21 protein-coding genes are annotated in these 19,517 nt (G+C 66.8%); 10 read left to right on the top strand and 11 right to left on the bottom strand.

Features of this window, described 5'->3' with window-relative positions; translation table 11 throughout:
• Positions 1-170: 170 nt before the first annotated feature.
• Positions 171-1,169 carry a phosphate uptake regulator PhoU gene (locus tag ACAH01_RS12000; protein ID WP_153552946.1) on the top strand — a complete coding sequence of 333 codons (999 nt, stop codon included), beginning with the start codon at positions 171-173 and terminating at the stop codon, positions 1,167-1,169.
• A gap of 15 nt (positions 1,170-1,184) precedes the next feature.
• Here the strand turns inward: ACAH01_RS12000 and ppk1 are convergent, their stop codons facing one another.
• The 3 genes from ppk1 to ACAH01_RS11985 all read right to left on the bottom strand — a co-directional run bounded on the left by ppk1 (position 1,185) and on the right by ACAH01_RS11985 (position 5,259).
• Complete coding sequence (gene ppk1, locus ACAH01_RS11995) at positions 1,185-3,671, bottom strand: polyphosphate kinase 1 (protein ID WP_372479334.1); 2,487 nt, start codon at positions 3,669-3,671, stop codon at positions 1,185-1,187.
• Position 3,672: 1 nt separating this feature from the next.
• On the bottom strand, positions 3,673-4,374 hold the full coding sequence (locus ACAH01_RS11990) for a metallophosphoesterase family protein (RefSeq protein WP_372479333.1): 702 nt from the start codon (positions 4,372-4,374) through the stop codon (positions 3,673-3,675).
• A gap of 513 nt (positions 4,375-4,887) precedes the next feature.
• Complete coding sequence (locus ACAH01_RS11985; RefSeq protein WP_015762753.1) at positions 4,888-5,259, bottom strand: 30S ribosomal protein S8e; 372 nt, start codon at positions 5,257-5,259, stop codon at positions 4,888-4,890.
• Positions 5,260-5,353: 94 nt separating this feature from the next.
• Between ACAH01_RS11985 and ACAH01_RS11980 the strand changes: the two genes are divergently transcribed.
• Both ACAH01_RS11980 and ACAH01_RS11975 read left to right on the top strand, forming a co-directional pair.
• Positions 5,354-5,794, top strand: coding sequence for a DUF2240 family protein (locus ACAH01_RS11980; RefSeq protein ID WP_372479332.1), 441 nt, complete (start codon positions 5,354-5,356; stop codon positions 5,792-5,794).
• On the top strand, positions 5,794-6,153 hold the full coding sequence (locus ACAH01_RS11975; RefSeq protein ID WP_372479331.1) for a hypothetical protein: 360 nt from the start codon (positions 5,794-5,796) through the stop codon (positions 6,151-6,153). Before ACAH01_RS11980 ends, ACAH01_RS11975 begins: the two co-directional genes overlap by 1 nt.
• Positions 6,154-6,161: 8 nt before the next feature.
• Here ACAH01_RS11975 and ACAH01_RS11970 read toward each other — a convergent pair whose 3' ends face one another.
• Positions 6,162-6,644 carry a hypothetical protein gene (locus ACAH01_RS11970; RefSeq protein ID WP_372479330.1) on the bottom strand — a complete coding sequence of 161 codons (483 nt, stop codon included), beginning with the start codon at positions 6,642-6,644 and terminating at the stop codon, positions 6,162-6,164.
• Between the two features lie 156 nt (positions 6,645-6,800).
• On the opposite strand from ACAH01_RS11970, the gene pyrF reads away from it, so the two are divergent.
• Positions 6,801-7,622, top strand: coding sequence for an orotidine-5'-phosphate decarboxylase (gene pyrF / locus ACAH01_RS11965; RefSeq protein WP_208628734.1), 822 nt, complete (start codon positions 6,801-6,803; stop codon positions 7,620-7,622).
• A 411-nt stretch (positions 7,623-8,033) separates the two neighbouring features.
• Here the strand turns inward: pyrF and ACAH01_RS11960 are convergent, their stop codons facing one another.
• Positions 8,034-8,237, bottom strand: a complete 204-nt coding sequence (locus ACAH01_RS11960; RefSeq protein WP_372479329.1) for a hypothetical protein — start codon at positions 8,235-8,237, stop codon at positions 8,034-8,036.
• A gap of 60 nt (positions 8,238-8,297) precedes the next feature.
• On the opposite strand from ACAH01_RS11960, the gene ACAH01_RS11955 reads away from it, so the two are divergent.
• Positions 8,298-8,861: a J domain-containing protein gene (locus ACAH01_RS11955; protein WP_372479328.1), complete on the top strand. Its 564-nt coding sequence runs from the start codon at positions 8,298-8,300 to the stop codon at positions 8,859-8,861.
• 35 nt (positions 8,862-8,896) lie between these two features.
• On the opposite strand, the gene ACAH01_RS11950 is transcribed toward ACAH01_RS11955, so the two are convergent.
• Positions 8,897-9,496 (bottom strand): TetR/AcrR family transcriptional regulator, encoded by a 600-nt coding sequence (locus ACAH01_RS11950; RefSeq protein ID WP_372479327.1) that lies wholly within the window; start codon positions 9,494-9,496, stop codon positions 8,897-8,899.
• Positions 9,497-9,655: 159 nt separating this feature from the next.
• Between ACAH01_RS11950 and ACAH01_RS11945 the strand changes: the two genes are divergently transcribed.
• From ACAH01_RS11945 to ACAH01_RS11930, 4 genes are read left to right on the top strand one after another with little or no spacing between them, the layout of a single operon-like run.
• Positions 9,656-10,255 (top strand): TetR/AcrR family transcriptional regulator, encoded by a 600-nt coding sequence (locus ACAH01_RS11945; protein ID WP_170093839.1) that lies wholly within the window; start codon positions 9,656-9,658, stop codon positions 10,253-10,255.
• Positions 10,255-11,754, top strand: coding sequence for an MATE family efflux transporter (locus ACAH01_RS11940; RefSeq protein ID WP_372479326.1), 1,500 nt, complete (start codon positions 10,255-10,257; stop codon positions 11,752-11,754). Before ACAH01_RS11945 ends, ACAH01_RS11940 begins: the two co-directional genes overlap by 1 nt.
• A 2-nt stretch (positions 11,755-11,756) precedes the next feature.
• Positions 11,757-12,536, top strand: a complete 780-nt coding sequence (locus tag ACAH01_RS11935; protein ID WP_372479325.1) for a hypothetical protein — start codon at positions 11,757-11,759, stop codon at positions 12,534-12,536.
• Between the two features lie 31 nt (positions 12,537-12,567).
• The gene (locus ACAH01_RS11930) at positions 12,568-13,245 is read left to right on the top strand and encodes an HAD-IIB family hydrolase (protein WP_372479324.1); all 678 of its coding nucleotides are present in this window, start codon (positions 12,568-12,570) and stop codon (positions 13,243-13,245) included.
• Between the two features lie 73 nt (positions 13,246-13,318).
• On the opposite strand, the gene ACAH01_RS11925 is transcribed toward ACAH01_RS11930, so the two are convergent.
• Both ACAH01_RS11925 and ACAH01_RS11920 read right to left on the bottom strand, forming a co-directional pair.
• Entirely contained in the window at positions 13,319-13,741 is a 423-nt protein-coding gene (locus ACAH01_RS11925) for a low molecular weight phosphatase family protein (protein ID WP_372479323.1), read from the bottom strand.
• A complete protein-coding gene (locus tag ACAH01_RS11920; protein WP_372479322.1) occupies positions 13,741-14,136 on the bottom strand; it encodes an ArsR/SmtB family transcription factor in 396 nt (131 codons plus the stop codon). Before ACAH01_RS11920 ends, ACAH01_RS11925 begins: the two co-directional genes overlap by 1 nt.
• A 261-nt stretch (positions 14,137-14,397) precedes the next feature.
• Between ACAH01_RS11920 and ACAH01_RS11915 the strand changes: the two genes are divergently transcribed.
• The gene (locus ACAH01_RS11915; RefSeq protein WP_372479320.1) at positions 14,398-16,065 is read left to right on the top strand and encodes a GTPBP1 family GTP-binding protein; all 1,668 of its coding nucleotides are present in this window, start codon (positions 14,398-14,400) and stop codon (positions 16,063-16,065) included.
• Positions 16,066-16,248: 183 nt separating this feature from the next.
• Here the strand turns inward: ACAH01_RS11915 and ACAH01_RS11910 are convergent, their stop codons facing one another.
• From ACAH01_RS11910 to mch, 3 genes are all read right to left on the bottom strand, one after another.
• The gene (locus ACAH01_RS11910) at positions 16,249-17,454 is read right to left on the bottom strand and encodes an orc1/cdc6 family replication initiation protein (RefSeq protein WP_170093846.1); all 1,206 of its coding nucleotides are present in this window, start codon (positions 17,452-17,454) and stop codon (positions 16,249-16,251) included.
• Between the two features lie 586 nt (positions 17,455-18,040).
• Entirely contained in the window at positions 18,041-18,529 is a 489-nt protein-coding gene (locus ACAH01_RS11905) for a hypothetical protein (RefSeq protein ID WP_372479319.1), read from the bottom strand.
• A gap of 3 nt (positions 18,530-18,532) precedes the next feature.
• Entirely contained in the window at positions 18,533-19,465 is a 933-nt protein-coding gene (gene mch, locus ACAH01_RS11900; protein ID WP_170093849.1) for a methenyltetrahydromethanopterin cyclohydrolase, read from the bottom strand.
• Positions 19,466-19,517 lie beyond the last annotated feature (52 nt).

Raw genomic sequence — 19,517 nt, 5'->3', positions numbered from 1 at the left:
CGTTCCGGGCAGTCCGGAACTGGTTCTCCTCTCCCGGTACTGCCCCGGAACCACTCTCTGAGACGGTTCTCCGTCGTCGACGCCCGTTTTGTTCTCTCCGAAACCTCTCGTATCGTTGTCGCTATATAGTTCCCTATGGGTTTATGTTGTTCTGGGCGCGAGAGGGATCTATGGAGACGCGAAAGGTGCAGGTGACGGGTGGATCGACGTACACCGTCTCGCTTCCTAAAGAATGGGCGACAGAAAACGACGTGAGCGCCGGGAGCGTCGTGGAGTTTCACGCCGAAGAGGACCTCCTCCTGCTCTCGCCCCGCCGCGAGAACGGGCGCGTCGAGGGGACGCTGGACATCAGCGGTCTCGACGAGGACCACGAGCTCACCCGCGCGGTGATGACGATGTACGTGAGCGGCTTCGACGTCATCACGCTGGAGACGCCCCGGATCTCGCCGAAACAGCGCCGCGTGGTCCGCGACGCCGTCCAGGGGCTCGTGGGGCTGGAAGTGATCGAGGAGACCTCCGATCGGGTCGTCCTGCAGGACCTGCTCGACTCCTCGGAGCTGTCGGTCCACAACGCCATCACGCGGATGCAACTGGTCTCGCTGACGATGCTGGAAGACGCCATCGACGCCCTCGTCGAGGACGACGACGACCTCGCGGCCGACGTGATCCACCGCGACGAGGACGTGGACCGTCTCTGGTACATGGTCTCGCGCGTGTTCCGGACAGTGTTGCGGAATCCGACGGCGGCGACCGAGATCGGCTTCCCCCGAGAGACCGTCTTCGACTACCAGTCCAGCGCCCGCCAGCTGGAGCGCATCGCCGACCACGCGACGAAGATCGCCGAGCTGTCCCGCGAGATCGACGCCATCAGCGGCGAGACCGGCGAGAAGCTCCGGACGCTCCGTGAGGAGGCCGCGACCGTGCCCGAAACCGCGATGGAGGCGCTGCTGGCCGACGACTCCGAGGAAGCCGTCGAGCAGGCCAACCAGGCCCGTGGCACCATCGAGGACGTCGACGCGATGGCCCGCGAGGTCGACGAACAGGTCCGGGAGGCCGACCCCCAGAGCGCCCAGGTGCTCGGGCTGGTCGTCGACTCGCTGTCCCGGACCGCCGACTACGGCGGGAACATCGCCGAGAGCGCACTCCAGAAGGCCGCACCGCGTCCCTGAGACGGCCGCCCTCGGCTACTCGTAGTACTGGCGGAGCGCCGAAGCGGCTCCGTCCGCGGTCTTTCGGTACACTCGTTGTCCGTCCGGCGTCCGGACGGCGTACTCGTAGGTCCGGCTGTCGGGCTCGTACCAGCGGTCCTCGTGTCGATCGAGGATCCGCGGCGACCCGCCGTCGGTTTCGGAGGGGAGTTGCGCCTCAGGGTCGTTCGTCACTTCCGTGTCGTCACCGTCGACTTCACTGGTATCGGTGCTCCGGGGTGGCCCCGCCTCGACGAGCAGGTCGCCGTCGATCGGGTACGGTTCGATCAGGCCGGCCACCGGTTCGTCCTGGCTGGCGGCCGCCCGTGTCTGTTCCATCAGCACGTCCTGCGTACTGATGGCCGACTCGTCTCCGGGCCGTCGCTGCTCGTAGCTCCCATCAGACTGCATCTCCCACACGTGACGGTTGTCGGCCAGCGTCAGTTCGAGCACGAACTTCAGCTGTCGCCGGATCGTCGGATCGTCGACGGGCGTGACCGCTTCGACCCGGTAGTCGAGGTTCCGGGTCATCCAGTCGGCGCTGCCGATGAAGTACCGCGGATCGCCCACCGTCTCGGCCGCCGCGGGGTCGTCGGGCGCGGCTCCGTTCTCGAAGTAGAAGATCCGCGAGTGTTCCAGGAACCGCCCGACGAGGCTGTACACGTCGACGTTCTCGCTGACGCCCTCGACGCCGGGACGCAGCCGACAGATGTCGCGGACGATCAGGTCGACGTCGACGCCCGCCATCGCGGCGCGGTACAGTTCCTCGACGATGGCCGGATCTTCGAGCCCGTTGACCTTGACGACGATCCGGGCCGGGTGTCCCGCCTGCGCGTACCGGGCTTCCCGTCGGATGTACCGCGTGAACCGCTCGCGCATCGTCACCGGCGCGATCAGGAGCTTCCGAAACTGCTCGTCCAGCGAGGGGCCGGTGAAGAAGTTGAACACCGTCACGAGGTCCTGTCCGATGTCCTGGTCGGCGGTCAGCAGGCCCAGATCGACGTACCCTTTCGCGGTCTCGGAGTGGTAGTTGCCCGTGCCGACGTGAGAGTACAGCTCCACGCCGTCGTCCTCCTCGCGGACGACCAGCGCCGTCTTCGTGTGGGTCTTCAGCCCGATCGTCCCGTAGGCGACGTGAATGCCGTGTTCTTCGAGCGTCCGGACCCATTCGAGGTTGTTCTGCTCGTCGAAGCGGGCCTTCAGCTCGACCATCACCGCCACCTGCTTGCCGTTCTCGGCCGCGTCGATCAGCGACTGGATCACCTGCGAGTCGCTCGTCGTCCGGTAGATCGCGGCCTTCACCGCCAGCACGTCGGGGTCGGTCGCCGCCTCGTGGAGGAACGACTGGACGGTCTGGGTGAAGTCGTGGTACGGGTGATGGAGGAGGATGTCCGTCTCGCCGACCCGCTCGAACACGCTCTGGTGTTTCGTGGTGTGTTCGCCGATCGCGGTCCGGTCGGTCGCGGTCAGCTGGGGGTGTGGTCTGGGCGTCCAGGCGTCGCGTTGCAGCGCCGGCCGATCGAGGTCGACGAGGCGGTCGAACTCCCGGTAGTCCAGCGGCCCCTCCCGCTCGTAGATCTCGCGTTCGTCCAGCTCCAGTTGCTCCTGTAGCGTTTCGCGAGCGAACGTGTGGGCGTCGGCCTCGATTTCGAGCCGCACGACGGACGCGAACCGGCGCTGTTCGAGGACCTCCTCGATCATGTCGATCAGGTCCTCCGCGATCTCCTCGTCGCGCCTGACCTCGGCGTTGCGCGTCAGCCGGAACAGCGCCGTGTCGACGATCTCGACGTTGGGCAAGAGTAAGTCGAGGTTGTTGCGAATCACCGCCTCGATCGGGACGTATCGCGCACCGGCTTCGAGTTCGACCAGCCGCGGCCGATTGGGCGGGATCTTCACCCGAGTGAAGGTCAGTTCCTCGCCGGGGGACTGGCGCGTGACGATCGCCAGCGACAGCGACCGGTTCGAGATGAACGGGAACGGGTGGGCCGGGTCGAACGACAGCGGCGTCAGCGTCGGCAACACCGAGTCCTCGAAGTACGTCCGCAGACGCGCTCGCTCGTCGGCCGCCAGCGCCGAGTAGTCGAGGATCTCGATGCCGGCGTCGGCCAGCGCCGGTCTGATCGTCTCCCGGTAACACGCCGTCTGCGCGGCCAGCATCGGCCGCAGTTCGTCGTGGATCTCTCGCCACTGTTCCAGCGGCGTTCGGCCGTCGGGGGTACGGTCGGTGACGCCGGCCTCGATCTGTTGTTTGAGGCCGCCGACCCGTTTCATCACGAACTCGTCGATGTTGCGGGTGAAAATCGACAGAAACCGGACCCGTTCCAGCAACGGCGTCCGTTCGTCCTCGGCCTCGTGGAGCACCCGCTTCTGGAACTCCAGCTCGCTGAGTTCGCGGTTGAGATACAGCGACGGATCCGCGAGGTCCACGTCGTCCGGCTCGAAGGGCTCGATACCGACGCCGTCCTGGTCGCGATCGCCGTCCATCTCACTCCTCCACCGCCGGACGCGGGTCGACGATACTGTCGGCGCTGCGCTCGACGTACGTCTCCGGTGGCTCGACGGAGACGAACTCCCCGGTCGAACACCGATAGGCCGTCAGCTGTCCACCGTAGACACAGCCGGTGTCGAGCCCGACCGCCCACGGCGTGGCGAACGGCTGTGCCAGCACGGTGTGGCCGAAAAACACCTTCCGCCCGCCGTTTCGGGTCTCGAACCAGTAGGGTCGGTCGTAGCCGCCGTCCGGGACCAGCGAGCGGTTGTTCAGCAGCTCCTCGGCGCTGTGCTCGGCCAGTGGCTTGCGGTGGTCGATCCCGCCGTGGACGACGAGCGCGCCGTCCCAGGAGACGACGAGGGGCATCGACTCGACGAAGGCCAGGTCGTCGTCGTCGAGCGCGTCGATCGACGCCCGGCCGTCGAGGAGCTTCTGCTCGTTGTTGCCCCTGACGCTGAGCAGGTTGTCCCGTTCGCGGACCAGCGACAGTGCGCGTCGACTGTCCGGCCCCTTCCTGACGAGGTCGCCGACGAAGACGAACAGGCTCCGGCCGTTGTCGAGCCGATCGAGGAGCCGTTCGAGCGTCTCCGCACAGCCGTGTACGTCGCCGACGACGTACACCTCGTCCCAGCGGGACACGTCGATCTGGCGGTGCTGTTTCGCGACGGCTGGTTCGAATGAGAGTGTTGCTGTCATCGTGTCCTGTCCGAATCGTCCGGACCGAGACGAGCGCCGTTGTAACTGGTTTATAATTGGACTCCCGAGCGGTACATATCGGTACGTATCGCAATCGAAACGGTGTGCGTACTGATCGCACCGCTGTCGTGCGATCGGGTGTGCGCTGACTTTCGATGGTTACTGTCGTCGTTTTCCGGCGCGTCCCGCAGGTGGCCGTCGTCGTGCAGCGTCCGAAAAGTGGGGTCTGGTGGCCCCAACTGGGATGGCGTGACGTGACGGGATACCCCGGGCTCGTGGGGTGGCGTGTCGACGACCGCGGATCGGGCACAGTCCGCGGCGTGGGGAATACACGCCACCTGAGACTCTGCCGGGACGTGGTAAAAGCGTCGCTAAGAGGTGTCCGGACCGCTACCGAGAGCTATTGTGACTATAGTAGCAATTGAAAATCAATGCACACTCGATCGCACGGCGAAAGTGCGATCGGTGTGTCAATCGTTTCAATTGTTACTATATCGAAACGGTTTCGACGGATTACTCGATCAGGACTGCGTTGACCTGTCCGTCCTGACCGGGGCGGGAGGTGACGCGGGCCCGGCCCTCGCTGGTCTCGACGATCGCACCCTTGGTCACGATGTTTCGGCGAGCGTAGTTCGGGTCGGAGGCGTTCTCGACGACGTCCTCGATAGTGGCCTCGACGACCTCGCCGCCGTCTGCGACGCTGGCGACGTTGGTGGTGACGGCGCGGAACTTCTCGGTGTTACCGCGTGCGTCGACGGTCTTGAGCTTCTGGTCGCCGACGGTCGTCTCGGTGGACTCGTTGCCCAGTTCGTACTTTCGCTTGTTGCGCGACGGGCGAACGCGACCGCCGGTCCGCTTGCGTGTGGAGCGTCCCTGATCTTTCATACGGTAGGGATAGCCCAGCGGCTACTTGAAGCGTTCGATGACGAGCCGCCAGCGACCGACACCCTGATACGCCGCCCAGCCACACGTCTCGGCGATGAGTCTCCGCCGCGCCGTCGCCGCACCGTTCGCCAAAGACGGGAGCGATCGACTCGGAGAGAGCGAGTTCGTCGTCGCGCTGTCGCTCGACCGCGACTGGTTCTCGCCGGACCAGGCCAAGCGTCTCGTCGACGTGGCCGCCAGCGAGGGGCTCGTCGAGCGCGAGGGCGACGACCTCGTCGTCACCTTCGATCCGTCGGAGGTCTCGCTGCCCGACGGGTTCGCCCCCGACGAGTCGATCCTCCGCGAGCGGTCGACGTTCGAGCGCGTCCTCGCCGCCGTCGTCCAGCACGGCGAGGACAAACAGTCGGCGGTCGCGGCGATCAACCGACTCCAGGACGAACTGGGCGTCACTCTGGAGGCTGCCGCCGTCGTCTACGCCCGTCGGCAGGGGATCGACGTGGCCGAATTCGCAGAGCGCATACGAGGTGATCTGTGATGGTCGAGGATCGAATTACCGACGGTAAACGCGTCGCACAGCTGCTCGCGTCGGAGCTGACGGGACTGGAAACGCCGCCGCTGGATCGGGTCGGCGTCGTCGATGCCACGCCGGAGGTCGAGCCGACGGCGGACGGAACCGCAGCCTACGGCGTCGCGATCGACGGCGACCGGATCGGGACCGTGATGGTCTTTCCCGACGGTGCGACCCTGTCCGTCGACGGCTCGCTGCCCGAGGCGTTCGAGCCCGCAGACGGGATCGATGTCGAGCGCGGCGACGAGGGCGTCGTGGTCCGGATCGAGCACGCGGCGGCCGTCAAAGGTGCCGTCGACGCACTCGTCGCGATCACGGCCGCGTAGGCCCGGAGCTACCGCGAGACCGGCGATTCGACGAGCTTTCTGGAGGTCCAGGCGATGAACCCGGTGAGAATGAGCACGGAACCAAGCACCGCGAGCGCCGCGGCCGCGAGCCAGACGGCCGTGGCAAAGCCCAGTATCGGCCCCAGCAGGGCCACGGTGATCGGCGAGAAGACTACCAGCAGCGATCCGATGCCGACGATGCGGCGCTGCTCGCGCGTGAGGTCGACGCCGAGGGTGAAAATCTCCCAGCCGTCCTCTGGCTCCGGGGCCGCCAGTCCGACGGAGAACAGCGGGATCCCGACGAACACGAGCACGCCGGAGACGACGGAGGTCCAGAAGGTGTTTGCCAGCGGGAGTCCGAGCAGGGCCCCGACCAACACGAGTGCGAAGCCGCCGACGAGGCCGATCGGGCGGAGACGGGTATCATCGAGCACGGCGTCGAGGTCGGGCAGTTCCCGCGCGACGTGCTCGATGTCGAGCGAACGGTCCATAGCCGGGCCGACGGAAGCCAGCGATTTATAGACCCCGGTCCCCGTATCAAAAATCATAACACCGCCCCCCGTTCCCGGCAGGCGCGTGAAAACTGGAGCCACGGTGGGCCGGCACGGAAGGAAACGCTTGTGTCGGTCGCCGACGCCAGATCGGCCATGGGATTTTTCGATCGGCTCGGTCAGCGAATCGCGGCCGCGGACAGCGTCGTCTCCGTCGGCCTCGACCCGGACCCCGACCGACTGCCCGACTGTGTCGCCGACGCGGAGCTGCCCCGCTGGGCGTTCAACCGCCGCGTCATCGACGCGACCCACGAACACGCGGCCTGCTACAAGCCCAACGCCGCCTTCTACGAGGACGCGGACGGGTGGCGCGCGCTCGAAGAGACGATCGCCTACGCCCACGGCAAGGACGTGCCGGTGTTGCTGGACGCAAAGCGCGGCGACATCGGAAACACCGCCCGTCAGTACGCCACGGCACTCGACCTGGCGGACGCGATCACGGTCAACCCCTACATGGGCGGTGACTCGCTGGCTCCGTTCCTCCAGCGCGAAGACGGCGGCGTGTTCGTCCTCTGTCGCACGTCGAACTCTGGCGGGGCGGACCTCCAGGACCTCGAACTGGCGTCGGGCGGGCCGCTGTACGAGCGGGTGGCGAGGCTGGCCGAGACCTGGAACGAGCGGGGGAACGTCGGCCTCGTCGTCGGCGCGACCAACCCCGACGAACTCGCGGGGATTCGCGAGGTGGTCCCCGACCTGCCCTTCCTCGTCCCCGGTGTCGGTGCCCAGGGCGGCGACGCCGAGGCGGCCGTCGAGCACGGTCTGGCCGACGGCGTCGGGCTCGTCAACTCCTCGCGAGGCATCATCTTCGCCGGTGAAGACGCGGGACGCGGCGCGGGCAGCGACGAAGACGCGTACTTCGGCGCGGCCGAGCAGGCGGCCCGCCGGCTCAAAGAGCGACTGAACGAGCACCGCGACTAGTTCTCGTATATAAATCTTCGGCCGTCGTTCCGGCTCTGAAGTCGTGGGTGCGTTTATACGGTGGTGTGGGGCGTTGCTTCGAGTGCCGCACGACGACAGCTCCACACGCGACTGCTCGCACGCCCACCCGTCCCAGACCGACGAGGTCGCCGCTGACATCCCCACCCCTCCAAATCCCACCCACCGTACCGCGCTCGTCGGTCGCTGCCGCCGGTAGCTCCCGCCCCTCACCCGCAACCGTCCGCCGGCCCGGCCGGACTCCCCTCCACCGTCCGCCGCGCCACATTCGCCGGCCTCTGTGTCCGGTCCCTCCACCCTCCGCCCCCTCCACGGTCCCGCCAGCACCGACCGCCCCGCTGTCGTCCCGTGTGGCCCTCCAAACGCTCACGGATCCGCACCGACCGCTCCGTCTCAGAACTCGTAGGTGTTGACGCCGTCGGGCAGGTCCTCCGACGCCGGCTGCCGGTCCGGCTGACTCCCGGCCTCGCCCAGACAGGCGGTACAGATGCCGTCGCTCTCGGCGTAGTGGTTCTCACAGACCTGTCTCCCGCACAGATCACAGGCGTCCTCGCTGGTCGCGCTCTCACAGATCTCACAGAGTCCGGTGACGCTCATGCTACACAGTCACACGCCCAGCGGCGAGAGGCTTACGGTCGTGGGTCCCGAACCCCGACTGTGCAGTACGACCGTCTCACTACGGGGCTGGCCGTCGTGCTCGGTGGACTGACCGTCGTCCTGACGGTGGTGGGCCTGGTCGAGAGCCCCGCCGTCCTCGTCCTCGCGTCGACGTTCGGCGTGGCGACGTACTTCGTCTACTACCACGCCAGCGGGCGGATGGCCGATCGGGTCTACCGGCGGGTCGAACAGCAGGCCAGGGTCGACGGCGGTCGCCAGCGACGGACCGGCGCTGGCCCGCGCAAGGAGTGGGAACCGCCGCGCGACGGTGCGAGCGCCCGCCAGGCAGGCGGGGGCGCGCGTGCTCGACAGACTGGCGGTTCGCGGCGACAGCGGGGCCAGCGACGCAAGCGACGCGAGCGACGGACCCGCGCGCCGTCGGCGAGCAACGAGATCAGCGCGACGGAGGCCTACAGCCGGCTCGGCCTCGATCCGGGTGCCGATCAGTCCTCGATCAAGGCCGCGTACCGTCAGAAAGTCAAAGAGGTCCATCCCGACACCGACAGCGGCGACGAGCAGTCGTTCAAACGCGTCAAAGAGGCCTACGAGCGGCTGAACGACTGACCGCCTCAGAGCAGGAGTCGATGCCAGTCCGGCCCTCAGTCGTCGTCGAGCAACACGGCGTCGACGTACTCGGCTGCCGTCTGGCGTGCGGTCCCCAGGGTGTCCGCTTCGTCGAGGACGACTGCACGGGTGCGAGCGCCGTCGACGATCATCATGAGCGCGCGTGCGACGTGCTCGGAGTCGACCGGCGAGAAGACCCCTTCCCTGACGCCGTGGTCGATCACCGTCCGGAGCATGTAGCGGACGTACTCGTCGTTTTGCTGGAACCGCTCGCCGAACGTCTCGTTGTAGGGTGCCTGGCTGCGCATCTCCAGCATCGCGATCAGCAGATCCTGGTGGTCCTCCGCGTCGGCGATCAACTTATCGATCAGTAAGTCGAGCCGCTGTTCGGGGTCGGTCGTCTCCACGTCGTGGACCGCCGCCGCGAACTGATCGAGGATGTAGTCCAGAAACGCCGCGAGGAGGTCTTCTTTCGTCTCGTAGTGGTAGTGTACGGCGGCGGTCGTCTTGCCGTACTCCTCCGCGATGCGCTTGATCGTCAGATCGGCGTAGCCGTGGTCTCGGAGCGCGCGATAGGTCGCGCGCATGATCGCTTCGTCCGACTCCGAGAGTGATCTGTCCGGCGGTTCGGCCATTGCTATAACGTATAGCCAGTCCTGCATAACGCTTTTGACCGCCGAACGATCGCGGGCCAGTCTTCGATCGACCGTACTCGTCGTGTCGCCGTGGCTGTGGTCGCTGTCCGCTTCCAAAGGCTTTTGACTAAACAGTCAGTAAGTGAAATATCGACCGACATGGAGGACGAACCAGCTACCGAGATTCTACACGCGACGTATCGTGCGCTCTGTGAGCACGGCTACGCGAATCTCACCGTGCAGGACATCGCCGCCGAGGCCGACAGGAGCACCGCCTCTATTCACTACCACTACGACGACAAAGACCAGCTGTTCGTCGCCTTCCTCGATTATCTGTACGACCGATACACCGAGCGGCTGGCCGACGCAGGCGGGGACTCGCCGCGGGAACGGCTCGACGCGCTGTTCGAGGTGTCGTGTCGCGCGGATCCGGACGGCCAACAGCAGGCGTTTCGCACGGCGATGCTCGAAGTGATGGCACAGGCACCCTACGACGATGCCATCCGCGAGCGCCTCGCAGAGTTCGACACACTCCTGTTCGAGCGGTTCCAGGAGATCCTGGAAGCTGGCATCGAGACGGGCACGTTCGACGAGCGCGTCGATCCGGCCGCCGCTGCGGAGTTTCTGACTGCGACGATCACCGGGGCACACACGCGAGAGATCGCGACCGGCACGCCGTCCGACCGCCTCTACGCGACGGTGACACAGTACACCGAGCGGCACCTGCTGGCTGAGGGGCCGACGGGAGGTGCGGACTGATGGGACTCCTCGACCGGATTCGCTCGATGTTCAGAGGTCCCGAAGAGTTCGACCTCACCTCTGGGAGCATCGGCAAACCGCTCTTTTTCCTGTCGATGCCGATCGTGATCACGAACCTCTTCCAGACGGCCTACAACCTCGCGGACACCTTCTGGCTCGGCCAGTACAGCACGGACGCACTGGCCGCGATCTCCTTCGCGTTCCCGATGGTGTTCCTGCTCATCTCGCTGGGCATGGGCATCTCCGTCGCCGGGAGCGTGCTCGTCGCACAGTACACGGGTGCCGACGAGGAGCGAGAGGCGGAGTACGCGGCGTCCCAGACGGTGACCTTCGCGGCTATCGCGTCGATCGTGCTCGGCGTCGTCGGCTTCTTCGCCGTCGAGACGTTCCTCGGCGTGATGGGCGCGTCCCAGGACGTGTTGCCCCTGGCGACGAGCTACATGGAAGTGATCTCGCTCGGACTGCTCTTCATGTTCGGCTTCGCCGTGTTCATCGCGCTCATGCGGGGCTACGGCGACACCATCACTCCGATGGTCGTGATGTTCGGTTCGGTGGTGCTCAACATCGTCATCGACCCGTTCCTGATCTTCGGCTTCGAGAGCAACCCGCTGTTCGCGATGCTCGATCTGGGGGGGCTCGAAGCGACGCTGCTGGCGGCGACGGGCTACACGGGCTCCGGTATCACCGGCGCGGCCATCGCGACGATCTTCTCGCGGGCGGTCGCACTCGTCGTCGGTCTCGCGATCATGTTCAGGGGGACCCGCGGCGTCCAGATCCACCTCGGCGACATGGTGCCAGACCTCGACTACCTCCCGCGACTCGTCCGGATCGGGCTGCCCGCGTCGGTCGAGGGGATGGGGAGGGCGCTGTCGATGAACCTCCTGCTGTTCATCGTCGCGTTCTTCCCCGACGCCGTCGTCGCCGCCTACGGCATCGGGACGCGCGTGTTCTCGGTGATCTTCCTGCCGGCGATCGCCGTCGCCCGCGGCGTCGAGACGATGACCGGCCAGAACATGGGTGCAGACAAACCCGACCGCGCCCAGCGAGCGACTGGGCTCGCCGCGACGGTCCTCTTCGGCGTGCTCTCGGCCGCGGGGATCCTCGTCTTCTTCGTCGCCGCACCCATCGCCGACGTGTTCACGACCGATCCCGAAGTCGTCGACGTCGCCACGCAGTTCCTGCGCTACGTCGCGCTGACCTTCGGCTTCATCGGGATCATGCGGGCGTACACGGGGAGCTTCCGCGGGGCCGGCAAGACGCTCACCGCCGCGGCGATCTCCGTGCTGATGCTCGGGATCATCCGGTTCCCGATCGCGTGGTTCGCGGCCGGCGAGATCGGCGAGACCGGGATCTGGCTCTCCTTCGCGATCTCGAACGTCGCCGGTGCGGTGATCGCCTACGGGTGGTATCGCCGCGGGACGTGGCGTGACAACGATCTCACCGAAGACGACGTCGATCTCGACGACGCGGGGATGGAGCCCGTGACGACGGACGACTGACCATGGCCGAAGGACGTGTCCCAACCGACCACGGGGCAGAGATCGAGCGTCGCCTGGCCGACCTCGTGGACGCGCACGACGATCACCTCCCGTCGCGAGTGTCTCCGATCCTCGACGACCGGTGGTACGGCGAACTGCTGGTGGGGTCGTACGCGTCGGTCGCTGACGAACCGACGGCCGAGACGGCGCTCTCGGGGGCAGTGGCCGTCGAGTTGCTGCGAGAGTACTGTCACCGGCGGGGCAATCTCCTCGGCCATCTCTCGGACGACGACCTCGGTGCGGGGGAACGGACGGCGTCGTTACTGGCGGGTGATTTCCTCTTCTCGGCGGCGTACTCGGAGCTGCTTGCCGTCGAGGACAGTCGTTGTCGCGACTGCGTCGAGACGATGCTCGACGCATCCAAGCGCATCGTCGAGACGTTCGCCGACGACGCGACTGCCCAGTCCGCGCGCTCGGTGATCGAGGACACGGCCGGGGCACTCGGAGGCAGTGCCGCCGCGGTCGGTGCGACGATCGGCGGGATCGACGACCGGTCTCGGGACCGTCTCGAAGCGCTCGGTCGGAACCTCGCGGCCGGACGGGCCGCCAGGTGGACGCTCGCTCTCGACGCCGACTGCGGGCTCGCGTGGCACGTCGACCACCACGGGCTCGCCCGGTACGCGGAGGAGCGGCTGGCGCTGGCCGACAGGCAGTGTCGAGCGCTCGCGCCCCTCGCGGAGACGGTGCGCCTGCGCCCGTCGTTCGAGGCGATCGAGGACGGCCCCACACGTACCCGTCCGTAACGGACATATCGATCGCCGACCGAGCGATCGTATGCAGGAGACACCGCCGCTGGTCGTCGACGTCGACGGAACGCTGACCGGACCGGATCAGGCAGTCGCGCCCCGTGCGATGACGGTCCTCGCGGAGTGGCCGGCTCCGGTGGTCGTGGCCACGGGCAAGGCGTTCCCGTTCCCGGTCGCGCTCTGTCAGTTCGTCGGCATCGAGCCGTGCGTGATCGCGGAGAACGGCGGCGTCGTCTTCGTCGGCGAGAGCGACGAACTGGTCTTCGGCGGTGATCCAGAAGCCGTCGACGCCTTCGTCGCGGCGTATCGCGAGCGGGGACACACGCTGGGCTGGGGGAGCGTGGACCTGGCGAACCGCTGGCGCGAGACGGAGATCGCCGTCTCGCTGGACCAGCCCCGGGAACCCCTCGACGAGCTGGCCGAGACGCACGGTCTGACCGTCATCGACACGGGCTACGCCTACCACGTCAAGTCTCCGGGCGTCGACAAGGGAACGGGCCTGCGGGCGGTCGCCGAGGAACTCGGGCACGCACCCGGCGACTTCCTCGCGGTCGGCGACTCGATCAACGACGTGGCGACGTTCGAACTGGCCGGCGAGAGCGTCGCCGTCGCCAACGCGGACGAACACGCGGCCGCGGCGGCCGACCGCCGGACCGACGCCCAGTACGCCGCGGGGTTCCTCGAAGCGGTCGAGCCGTATCGGTGACCGAACGGGCAGAGCGACAGCGTTGCTCAGAGCGCGACCGGTTCGTCGTATCTGCGGCCGTGTTCGGCGGTGCTCATCGATCGAGCGTCTCCTCGACTTCGTCGAACAGGGCAACGACGCGGCCTTCGATCTCGTCGCGGATCGCACGCACGGCATCGAGATCCCGACCGTCCGGATCGTCCAGCGCCCAGTCGCGCACGTCGACCGTGGCGTCGAGATCGAGCTTCGAACAGCCCATCGTCGCGACGTGATCGCAGGCGTCCAGTTCGGCGGTCGAGATCTCGCGCGGTGTCCGATCCGAGACGTCGATGCCGACCTCCGCCATCACGTCGATCACTTCCCCGTGGACGTGGTCGGCCGGACGAGTCCCGCCGGTGCGGATCTCGACGACATCGCCGAGGTCCCGGCGGTCGCGCTCGCGCTCGGCGAACGCCGTCGACATCTGCGAGCGACCGGCGTTCTGGACACAGACGAACGCGAGGCGAACGTCGGCCATCAGGCCTCACCTCGCGTCTCGTCCAGCGCCGACAGGAGTGCCGTCGTCCGCGCCGTCGCCTCGTAGTAGCGCCAGGTCCCGTCCTTGCGTCGGGTGACGAGCCCCGCCTCCCGGAGGTCCGACAGCGCGTGACTGATCGCGCTCTCGCTGACGTCGACGACCGGACTGATCTCACAGACGCAGAGCTCGTCCTCGGCGGCCGACAGGAGCCGCGCGATCCTGTAGCGAGTGTCGTTGCTCAACGTCGCCAGCGCCGTCAGATCGACCTCGGGATCCGACGGGATCGTCGCTGCGTGTGATTCGATCGATTCGACGCGGTTCTCGACGTCGCCGGCACAGCACTCGCCGAGTTCCCGCCTGAGGAGGCGCTCCAGTCGCTCAGATTGTTCGGCCATCGATACTTGATTGATTGCACAATCGCTCATATAACGGTGGCGGGTCAGCGTCCCGGCTGGTCGGTGCAGGTGTCGACACGTGGACTGTGCCGATTCGCTGGGGGGTGTGTCGGTCGGCCAGTGGGTGCCGACTCGTTGCCACTTTCCGTCCACTGCTGACGAGCACCAGACTGTCGCCTCCGGACCGCTATTGACCGCTCAGGTGGGATACGTCCTCGTACCCGGGGAAGGTTTTTATTCTGTGGTCCGTTACCCCGTCGCATGAGCCCCGACCAGGCCGTGCTCCGCCGTGCGATCGAGCGCGGCGAACAGGAGGGCGGCAGCGTCGAGTTCAAAGAGCGGCTCACCGAAGACCTCCACCTCGCCGAGGGTCGACTGGAGAGCCTCGCCGCACAGTTGCGCCACCGCATCCTCTCCGGTGACGGGGAAGCGACCTACGTCGTCGGCGTCACGGACGACGGGGGCCTCGCCGGGATCTCCCCGGAGGCGTTCTCCGAGTCGATGGACGTGCTCTCGCTGCTGGCCGACGAGGCCGGCGCACACATCGAGGCCGTCCAGACCTGGGGGGTCGACAGCGCATCGCAGACGACCGACCCAGACGGTCCCCCGGCGACGGCCGACACGGACACAGACACCGCCCCAGAGGGTATCGTCGGCGTCGCGACGATCCGTGAGGGTGCGGTGCTGGAAGACGACGACCACATCGTCGTCGGCACGGCGGGCCACGTCGACCACGGGAAGTCGACGCTGGTGGGCACGCTCGTCACCGGGAGCGCCGACGACGGTGAGGGCAGCACCCGCTCGTATCTGGACGTGCAACCACACGAGGTCGAGCGCGGCCTGTCGGCCGACCTCTCCTACGGCGTCTACGGCTTCGAGGACGACGAACCGGTCCGCATGGACAACCCCGACCGCAAGGACGATCGGGCACGCGTCGTCGAGGAGTCCGACCGCCTCGTCAGCTTCGTCGACACCGTCGGCCACGAGCCGTGGCTTCGGACGACGATTCGGGGGCTCGTCGGGCAGAAGCTCGACTACGGCCTGTTGACCGTAGCGGCCGACGACGGACCGACGAAGACGACCAGAGAGCACCTGGGCATCCTGCTCGCGACGGAACTGCCGACGATCGTCGCCATCACGAAGGCAGACCTCGTCAGCGACGAGCGCGTCGCCGAGGTCGAGCGGGAGGTCGAACGGGCGCTGCGAGACGTGGACAAGACCCCGTTGCGCGTCGAGCGCCACGGCGTCGACGCCGCGATCGAAGAGATCTCCGAGACCGTCGTTCCCGTCGTGACGACGAGCGCCGTCACGATGGACGGGATCGACCAGCTCGACGCGATGTTCGAACGCCTCCCCAAGACTGCCGGCGAGAGCGGCGCGTTCCGGATGTACGTCGATCGCAGCTACAACGTCCAGGGCGTCGGCGCGGTCGCCTCCGGGACGATCAAGTCGGGAACGGTCGAGGCCGGCGACGAGTTGCTGCTGGGACCGATGCCCGACGGCACCTTCCGCGAGGTCGAAGTCCGATCGATCGAGATGCACTACCACCGCGTCGACGAGGCCAAAGCCGGCCGCATCGTCGGCATCGCACTCAAGGGCGTCACGGAGCCCGCCCTCGAACGCGGGATGGTGTTGCTGCCCCGCGACGCCGATCCGGACCCGGTCAGAGAGTTCGAGGCGGAGGTGATGGTGCTCAACCACCCGACGCGGATCGGCGACGGCTACGAGCCGGTCGTCCACGTCGAGACGATCAGCGAGGCCGCCCAGTTCTTCCCGACCGACGGCCAGCTGTTGCCCGGCGACAGCGGCGAGGCCACGGTCCGCTTCAAGTTCCGCTCGTACCTCGTCGAGGAAGGCCAGCGGTTCGTCTTCCGCGAAGGCCGATCGAAAGGTGTCGGGACGATCACCAGCGTCGAGACGGACGACTGACGGCCGCGTCGGACTGTGGCGTGATGTGGTGTGGAGAGTGAGAGGAAGTTTCGAGTGCTTTCGGGAGTGAGGGTGGTGGGGTAGGGTGGAGTGGGATGGTGAAGGTAGAGTAGTGGGGTGGTAGGGAGAGGAGGTTTCGAGTGCTTTTCGCTGTGTAGCTGGGGTGGGACGAGTCGATATCGCTCAGGCGTCGCCGGCCACGTCTTCGATGTCCTCGCGGGTGTCGAAGACCAGTTCCGGATCGAGATCGTCGAGTTCGAACTCGTAGTACTGGCCGCCGCTGAGGCCTTCGTTGCGTTCGTAGCGCTTGAGGAAGCCGAGCATCCGCAGGTCCGAGAGGTGGCTGTGGACGCTCCGGACGGTCGTCAGCGGTTCGTTCGCCCACGATTCCGCGACGTTCTGGTAGAGCTCGTAGATCTCCTTCGCACGGGCGGGCGTCTCGCCGTCGTCTTCGAGATGGGCCAGCGTCTCCAGCACCAGCTGTGCGTGGGTCGTCTGGTCGCGGATCTTGTCGCTGAGACGCCCGCGCTGGACACGTTCGCGGGCACGTTCGATGTGTTCGTCGGTCACCCGAAACTCGCCCTGATTCTCGGCGACCTCCGCTCCGACGCGTAGCAGGTCGATCGCCTGCCGGGCGTTCCCCATGTCGCGAGCGGCCAGCGCGGCGGCCATCGCGATCGCCGACGAGTCGTAGCCGTCGTCTTTCAGCGCGTTCTCGGCGCGCTCTTCGAGGATCGCGCGGAGTTCGTCGGCCGAGTACGGCGAGAAAGAGATCTCCGTCTCCATCAGCGTGTCTTTGACCTTCGCCGAGAGCTGCTGGCGGAAGGTGTAGTTGTTCGAGATGCCGATGACGCCCACGCGCGAGTCGGTGATGTGGCCGATCGAACGCGCTCGCGGGAGCTCGTACAGCAGCGTGTCCACGTCGTCGAGGTGGTCGATCTCGTCGAAGACGACCAGGTGGGTCCCACCGGTCGTGTCCAGTTCCTCGTACAGCGCTCCGAAGGCGTCGCCAGTCCCGAGCCCGCGCTTGGGGAACGTCTCGCCGTCCGGCCCACGGAGGTCGTTGACGAGTGCGCGCACGACCATGAACACTGTCTTGCCGTTGCAGTTCTGCTCGTGGACGTGGAGCGCGTCGGCCTCCGGACGCTGTTGGATCTCCTCGGTCAGCGCGTCCATCATGTAGTTCGTCACCGCCGTCTTCCCGAGGCCAGCTTTCCCGTAGAGGAAGATGTTCTGGGGACTTCGGCCGAACAGCACGTCCTTGAGCGCGTTGCGGTACTCCTCGATCTCTTCGTCGCGTTCGAGGATCTCGTCGGGCTGGTAGTCCTCGGTCAGGACACTTTTGTCTGCGAAGATAGTGTCCGTAATCGCATCGAAGGGACCACCCATCGTTAGTTCGGTCAAACCGTGGCCACCACATAAACCTTACTTCACGTGTTTCTCTTGTTTCTCGTGCTTCAGGTGATGCCACTGTGGTGACGACTTTCGTTTCCGATGTCGTCTTTTCCTGTGCGAAGTCCTCACACGCCCTTCTCTCGCTTTTTCGTCGCCCCGTTCTCACGTGAAAGCACTCGAAAGCTACTCTCACACTGTGGTCGACTGGCTCTCGGCACGACGGGTACGGAGTCGTCGACGGCCAGAACTGTCGACCACACCTGCCGACGACCACGATCTGTCGACGCTGTCCTCACACTTTCCCGGTCGCTGCTGCGCTATCCTCACACACCCCACTCGCTGCTCCGCTGCCCCCCACCCCTCATTCGCAACCGAAAGCACTCGAAATCCCCTCTCACTCTCTCGTGACCCGCCCGTTCGCCGTCTCGATTGCTCCCCAGAGTGGATTTCGAGTGCTTTCCACACGACCGCGCGGGCCTGCCGTGTGGAGAGAGTACATTTCGTGTGCTTCCCGGCAACAACTCACACGACGTGACTGAGAGCGAGCGAGACGGATCGTCTCTCCACGCCCCCACGCCGATCAGTGCTCTGCCCGGTACTGCCCGTCTGACTCCGTGACCAGATCGAACACTGCGGCCCAGCCGAGCAGCCGCTCTATCCGTTCGTGCCACTCGGCCTCCCAGTCTTCGTGGCGGTTCCGTTCCCACCGGGGGATCTCCTCTCGGATGGCAGTAAAGACCGCTTCGGGCGTCCGTGGCTCCGTCGCCACACACTCCAGCACCTCTCGGGCACCGAAGACCCGCTCCCGGAAGGCGGTCGGCAGTTCCTCGTCGCTCGGCGCGTCACGCACCCGGTGGAATCCGCGGTCGGTCTCGGCGACGAGGCCCAGCGCCTGCATGAACGTCAGGTACTCCCGTGCTTCGTCTCGCGACGTGACCGCAGTTCCGTCCCGCACCCGCGTACAGCAGTCCTCGACGCTGCCGGGGACCAGCGGGAGCGTCTCGGCGGCCTCTCGGAGGAAGCCGACGGCACGGACCGGCGGGACGACCTTGAACCGAACCTCGGGCATCGTTCAGAGCCCGAAGCTCTCTGCCAGCACGTCCTCGTGGGTGTCGCCGAAGACGTGGGTCTCGCCACCGACCACGTCGACGGTCACCTGGGCCGGCGCGAACACTTCGACGGGCAGCTCGCTGAAGTCCCAGTCGGCGTCGTCGAAGGTCTCGGCCAGTGGCGTCCCGTACTCCTCGCCCGCGATCGAGGTGACCTCCTCGAAGCGGTCGAACTCCTCTTCGACGGTGAGGTGGACCTGTCCGCCGTAGGCCAGCGCGTCGGTCGTCCGTGCGATGGCGGCCGCCTCGCTGTCGGCGACGGGTGCGACCGGCGCGGAGCCGGTCGCCGAGAGGATCGAGATGGGATCGTACCCCAGCTCGGACAACCGGAACGCCGCCAGCTCGGCGGCCCGTGCGGCGGCGACGACGCTGCCAGTGACGCTGGCCGTCGCGTAGACCGGGAGGAAGACGGCCGTCTCGGGAACGCCGGTCCGTTCGGCGACGTGGCTGGCAACGTCTTGCTCCGGTAGCTCGTCGGCTTCGATCGTCAACACGGCGAAGTCCGCGGCGTCGTGATAGCCCACGCGGCTGTAGATCTCTTCTTCGGCCACCAGCGCGCGGGCGGGGCCGCTGCCCAGCCCCTCGAAGCCGTCGACGCTGAGTTCCCAGCCGCCTTTCTGGGAGCACAGCAGCCCCAGCGCGGGGTGGTCGGTCGACAGTTCGACGTGGGTCAGCGGTGCGCCCGCGACGCTCGACAGCTTCGTCTGGACGGTCGCCAGTCCGGCCGTCTGGATCTCGGTCGCGAGCAGCCCCGCCTCGACGGCGCCGGGAACGTCGACACCGAAATCGAGCACCGCGGCGTCGCCCTCCAGCGCGTGGACGGCGATCGTCAGTTCGTCGGCGAAGTCGATGGCCTCGTCGACGAGTTCCGTCGCCATCCGATTGAGACTCTCCATACCCACCGCTTGGCTCTCCCTGCCCTAAGACTGTTCGTGTTCGATCGGTGTA

The organism is Halomicrobium sp. HM KBTZ05, assembly GCF_041530035.1.
Lineage (GTDB): Archaea > Halobacteriota > Halobacteria > Halobacteriales > Haloarculaceae > Halomicrobium.
The sequence above is the reverse complement of the archived record's forward strand: the minus strand, read 5'-3'. Positions and strand labels throughout refer to the sequence as shown.

Bases quoted from the DNA above. Each gene is read 5' to 3' on its own strand.
- ACAH01_RS11950 (WP_372479327.1), bottom strand. From the start codon at position 9,496: ATGGCCGAACCGCCGGACAGATCACTCTCGGAGTCGGACGAAGCGATC.
- mch (WP_170093849.1), bottom strand. From the start codon at position 19,465: ATGGAGAGTCTCAATCGGATGGCGACGGAACTCGTCGACGAGGCCATC.
- ACAH01_RS11905 (WP_372479319.1), bottom strand. From the start codon at position 18,529: ATGCCCGAGGTTCGGTTCAAGGTCGTCCCGCCGGTCCGTGCCGTCGGC.
- ACAH01_RS11985 (WP_015762753.1), bottom strand. From the start codon at position 5,259: ATGAAAGATCAGGGACGCTCCACACGCAAGCGGACCGGCGGTCGCGTT.
- ACAH01_RS12000 (WP_153552946.1), top strand. From the start codon at position 171: ATGGAGACGCGAAAGGTGCAGGTGACGGGTGGATCGACGTACACCGTC.
- ppk1 (WP_372479334.1), bottom strand. From the start codon at position 3,671: ATGGACGGCGATCGCGACCAGGACGGCGTCGGTATCGAGCCCTTCGAG.
- ACAH01_RS11910 (WP_170093846.1), bottom strand. From the start codon at position 17,454: ATGGGTGGTCCCTTCGATGCGATTACGGACACTATCTTCGCAGACAAA.
- ACAH01_RS11925 (WP_372479323.1), bottom strand. From the start codon at position 13,741: ATGGCCGACGTTCGCCTCGCGTTCGTCTGTGTCCAGAACGCCGGTCGC.
- ACAH01_RS11940 (WP_372479326.1), top strand. From the start codon at position 10,255: ATGGGACTCCTCGACCGGATTCGCTCGATGTTCAGAGGTCCCGAAGAG.
- ACAH01_RS11960 (WP_372479329.1), bottom strand. From the start codon at position 8,237: ATGAGCGTCACCGGACTCTGTGAGATCTGTGAGAGCGCGACCAGCGAG.
- ACAH01_RS11920 (WP_372479322.1), bottom strand. From the start codon at position 14,136: ATGGCCGAACAATCTGAGCGACTGGAGCGCCTCCTCAGGCGGGAACTC.
- ACAH01_RS11970 (WP_372479330.1), bottom strand. From the start codon at position 6,644: ATGGACCGTTCGCTCGACATCGAGCACGTCGCGCGGGAACTGCCCGAC.
- ACAH01_RS11990 (WP_372479333.1), bottom strand. From the start codon at position 4,374: ATGACAGCAACACTCTCATTCGAACCAGCCGTCGCGAAACAGCACCGC.
- ACAH01_RS11980 (WP_372479332.1), top strand. From the start codon at position 5,354: ATGAGTCTCCGCCGCGCCGTCGCCGCACCGTTCGCCAAAGACGGGAGC.
- ACAH01_RS11975 (WP_372479331.1), top strand. From the start codon at position 5,794: ATGGTCGAGGATCGAATTACCGACGGTAAACGCGTCGCACAGCTGCTC.
- ACAH01_RS11915 (WP_372479320.1), top strand. From the start codon at position 14,398: ATGAGCCCCGACCAGGCCGTGCTCCGCCGTGCGATCGAGCGCGGCGAA.
- ACAH01_RS11935 (WP_372479325.1), top strand. From the start codon at position 11,757: ATGGCCGAAGGACGTGTCCCAACCGACCACGGGGCAGAGATCGAGCGT.
- ACAH01_RS11945 (WP_170093839.1), top strand. From the start codon at position 9,656: ATGGAGGACGAACCAGCTACCGAGATTCTACACGCGACGTATCGTGCG.
- ACAH01_RS11930 (WP_372479324.1), top strand. From the start codon at position 12,568: ATGCAGGAGACACCGCCGCTGGTCGTCGACGTCGACGGAACGCTGACC.
- pyrF (WP_208628734.1), top strand. From the start codon at position 6,801: ATGGGATTTTTCGATCGGCTCGGTCAGCGAATCGCGGCCGCGGACAGC.